This window comes from Pseudomonas sp. GZD-209, from assembly GCF_049310485.1.
GTDB lineage: Bacteria > Pseudomonadota > Gammaproteobacteria > Pseudomonadales > Pseudomonadaceae > Aquipseudomonas > Aquipseudomonas sichuanensis.
Genome location: NZ_JBMOWQ010000005.1, coordinates 1 through 3,542 on the forward strand (window position 1 = coordinate 1; position 3,542 = coordinate 3,542).

The 3,542-nt window shown below is 68.0% G+C and carries 3 protein-coding genes; all 3 read left to right on the plus strand.

What is annotated here, in order from left to right; genetic code table 11:
- Positions 1-134: 134 nt before the first annotated feature.
- The 3 genes from ACO6VM_RS01505 to ACO6VM_RS01515 are packed head-to-tail and all read left to right on the plus strand — an operon-like array spanning position 135 to position 3,444.
- Positions 135-896 carry a 1,6-dihydroxycyclohexa-2,4-diene-1-carboxylate dehydrogenase gene (locus tag ACO6VM_RS01505; protein WP_422402662.1) on the plus strand — a complete coding sequence of 254 codons (762 nt, stop codon included), beginning with the start codon at positions 135-137 and terminating at the stop codon, positions 894-896.
- Between the two features lie 56 nt (positions 897-952).
- Positions 953-2,290 carry an MFS transporter gene (locus ACO6VM_RS01510; RefSeq protein WP_422402663.1) on the plus strand — a complete coding sequence of 446 codons (1,338 nt, stop codon included), beginning with the start codon at positions 953-955 and terminating at the stop codon, positions 2,288-2,290.
- Positions 2,291-2,319: 29 nt separating this feature from the next.
- Positions 2,320-3,444: a muconate cycloisomerase family protein gene (locus ACO6VM_RS01515; RefSeq protein ID WP_422402664.1), complete on the plus strand. Its 1,125-nt coding sequence runs from the start codon at positions 2,320-2,322 to the stop codon at positions 3,442-3,444.
- Positions 3,445-3,542: the final 98 nt, after the last annotated feature.

Below are 3,542 nucleotides of genomic sequence, written 5' to 3' on the forward strand. Positions count from 1 at the left end.
TTCTCCCTTATCTCCCCCCTCCCCCTTCCCCCCCTCCCCCCTCCCCCCCCCCCCCCCCCCCCCCCCCCCCCCCCCCCCCCCCCCCCCCCCCCCCCCCCCCCCCCCCCCCGGCGCCGACGCTTTGGAGAATGAGCATGAACGCAAGATTCCACAACAAAGTCGCCCTGGTCACCGGCGCCGCCCAAGGCATCGGCCGCGCCGTGTGCTGGCGGCTCAAGGCCGAAGGCGCGCAGGTGGTGGCGGTGGACCGCTCCGAGCTGGTCCACGAGCTGGCCGGCGGGGGCATGCTGACCCTCACCGCCGACCTCGAGCAACACGCCGACTGCGCCACGGTCATGGCCCGCGCCGTGGAAACCTTCGGCCGCCTCGACATCCTCATCAACAACGTCGGCGGCACCATCTGGGCCAAGCCCTTCGAACACTACGACGTGCAGCAGATCGAGGCCGAAGTACGGCGCTCGCTGTTCCCCACCCTGTGGTGCTGCCACGCCGCCTTGCCCTACATGCTCGAACGCGGCGGCGGCGCCATCGTCAACGTCTCGTCCATCGCCACCCGGGGTGTCAACCGCGTGCCATACGGCGCGGCCAAGGGTGGCGTCAACGCGCTCACCGCGTGCCTGGCCTTCGAAACCGCCGAGCGCGGCATCCGCGTCAACGCCACGGCCCCCGGCGGCACCGAGGCACCGCCCCGGCGCATCCCGCGCAACCAGGCCGAGCAGAGCGCGCAGGAGAAAGGCTGGTACCAGCAGATCGTCGACCAGACCGTATCCAGCAGCCTGATGAAGCGCTACGGCAGCCTCGACGAACAGGTCGGCGCAATCCTTTTCCTGGCCTCTGACGAGGCCTCGTACATCACCGGCGTAACCCTGCCGGTGGGCGGTGGCGACCTCGGCTGACGGCCGCCCCGGCAAGGTTTTCTCTTCACACAACAAAAACAAAAGAGACAGATGCCATGCGAACACTCGACGTGCACCCGATCATCGACAACGCCCGCTTCAGCCCCTTCCACTGGATGGTCATGGCCTGGTGCGGCCTGCTGCTGATCTTCGACGGCTACGACCTGTTCATCTACGGCGTGGTCCTGCCGACCATCATGAAAGAGTGGGGCCTGACCCCGCTGCAGGCCGGCGCCCTGGGCAGCTACGCGCTGTTCGGCATGATGTTCGGCGCCCTGCTGTTCGGCAGCCTGGCCGACCGTATCGGGCGCAAGAAGGGCATCGCCATCTGCTTCGCGCTGTTCTCCGGGGCCACCATCCTCAACGGCTTCGCCAGCAGCCCCAGCGAGTTCGGCCTCTACCGCTTCTTTGCCGGGCTAGGCTGCGGCGGGCTGATGCCCAACGCTGTGGCGCTGATGAACGAATACGCCCCAAAGCGCCTGCGCAGCACCCTGGTGGCGATCATGTTCAGTGGCTACTCGCTGGGTGGCATGCTCTCGGCCGGGGTCGGCATCTTCCTGTTGCCGCGTTTCGGCTGGGAGTCGATGTTCTTCGCCGCCGCCGTACCGCTGCTGTTGCTGCCGGTGATCCTCTACTACCTGCCCGAGTCCATCGGCTTCCTGGTGCGCCAAGGTCGCATGGACGAAGCCCGCACGTTACTCAAACGCCTTGATCCGAATTGCGACGTCACCCTCGGAGACACTCTCAGCGTGGGAGCGGGCTTGCCCCGCGATAAGGCCAGCACGCTCACCTCGGTCCTCAAGCTGTTCCAGAACGGCCTGGCCATCCGCACCCTGGCCCTGTGGCTGGCGTTCTTCTGCTGCCTGCTGATGGTCTACGCACTGAGCTCCTGGCTGCCGAAACTCATGGCCAACGCCGGCTACAGCCTGGGTTCGAGCCTGTCGTTCCTGCTGGTGCTGAACTTCGGCGGCATGGCCGGGGCGATCCTCGGCGGCTGGCTGGGCGACCGCTACAACCTGGTCAAGGTCAAAGTGGCGTTCTTCATCGCCGCCGCGCTGTCGATCAGCCTGCTGGGGGTCAACAGCCCGATGCCGCTGCTGTACCTGCTGATCTTCATCGCCGGCGCCACCACCATCGGCACGCAGATCCTGCTGTATGCCGGCGCCGCCCAGCTGTACGGCCTGTCGGTGCGTTCCACCGGCCTGGGCTGGGCCTCCGGCATCGGGCGCAACGGCGCCATCGTCGGCCCGCTGCTCGGTGGCGCGCTGATGGGCATCAACCTGCCGCTGCAACTCAATTTCATCGCCTTCGCCATCCCCGGCGCGGTCGCCGCGCTGGCCATGGCCGTGCACCTGGCCAGTGGCCGGCGCCAGGCCCTGGCGGCGACGGCCTGACCCTTTACTGACTGAACTGGAGCCTTGGCATGACAAGCCCGACCATCGACCGGCTGGAGGCGATCATCGTCGACCTGCCGACCATCCGCCCGCACAAGCTGGCCATGCACACCATGCAGCAGCAGACCCTGGTGATCCTGCGCCTGCACTGCAGCGACGGTGTGCAAGGCATCGGCGAAGCCACCACCATCGGTGGCCTGGCCTACGGCTACGAAAGCCCGGAAGGCATCAAGGCCAATATCGACGCCTACCTGGCGCCGGCGCTGGTCGGCATGGCCGCCGACAACATCAACGCGGCCATGCTCAAGCTCGACAAGCTGGCCAAGGGCAACACCTTCGCCAAGTCCGGTATCGAGAGCGCCTTGCTCGATGCCCAGGGCAAGCGCCTGGGCCTGCCAGTCAGCGAGCTGCTCGGCGGCCGCGTGCGCGACAGCCTGGAAGTGGCCTGGACCCTGGCCAGCGGCGACACCGCCCGCGACATCGCCGAGGCCGAGCACATGCTGGAAATTCGCCGGCACCGGGTGTTCAAGCTGAAGATCGGCGCCAACCCGCTGGCCCAGGACCTCAAGCACGTGGTGGCGATCAAGCGCGAGCTGGGCGAGCGCGCCAGCGTGCGTGTCGACGTCAACCAGTACTGGGACGAGTCCCAGGCCATCCGCGCCTGCCAGGTGCTGGGCGACAACGGCATCGACCTGATCGAACAGCCGATCTCGCGCATCAACCGTGGCGGGCAGATCCGCCTGAACCAGCGCAGCCCGGCGCCGATCATGGCCGACGAGTCCATCGAAAGCGTCGAGGACGCCTTCAGCCTGGCCGCCGACGGCGCGGCGAGCATCTTCGCCCTGAAAATCGCCAAGAACGGCGGCCCGCGCGCCGTGCTGCGCACCGCGCAGATCGCCGAAGCGGCCGGTATTGCGCTGTACGGCGGGACCATGCTCGAAGGCAGCGTGGGCACCCTGGCCTCGGCCCATGCCTTCCTGACCCTTCGCCAGCTGACCTGGGGCACCGAGTTGTTCGGGCCGCTGCTGCTGACCGAAGAGATCGTCAACCAGCCGCCGGTGTACCGCGACTTCCAGTTGCACGTGCCAAGCACCCCAGGCCTGGGCCTGACCCTGGACGAGGCGCAGCTCGCGCGCTTCGCCCGCCGTAGCTGAAGCAACACCCAATCCCTGTGGGAGCGGGCTTGCCCCGCGAAGCAGGCACCGCGGTGGATGGCACGGGCTTCGCCCGTGTGCGCGGGGCAAGCCCGCTC

What these genes read in the sequence shown, in the direction of transcription:
- ACO6VM_RS01505 (WP_422402662.1), top strand. Translation starts at nt 135, where the DNA reads ATGAACGCAAGATTCCACAACAAAGTCGCCCTGGTCACCGGCGCCGCC.
- ACO6VM_RS01510 (WP_422402663.1), top strand. Translation starts at nt 953, where the DNA reads ATGCGAACACTCGACGTGCACCCGATCATCGACAACGCCCGCTTCAGC.
- ACO6VM_RS01515 (WP_422402664.1), top strand. Translation starts at nt 2,320, where the DNA reads ATGACAAGCCCGACCATCGACCGGCTGGAGGCGATCATCGTCGACCTG.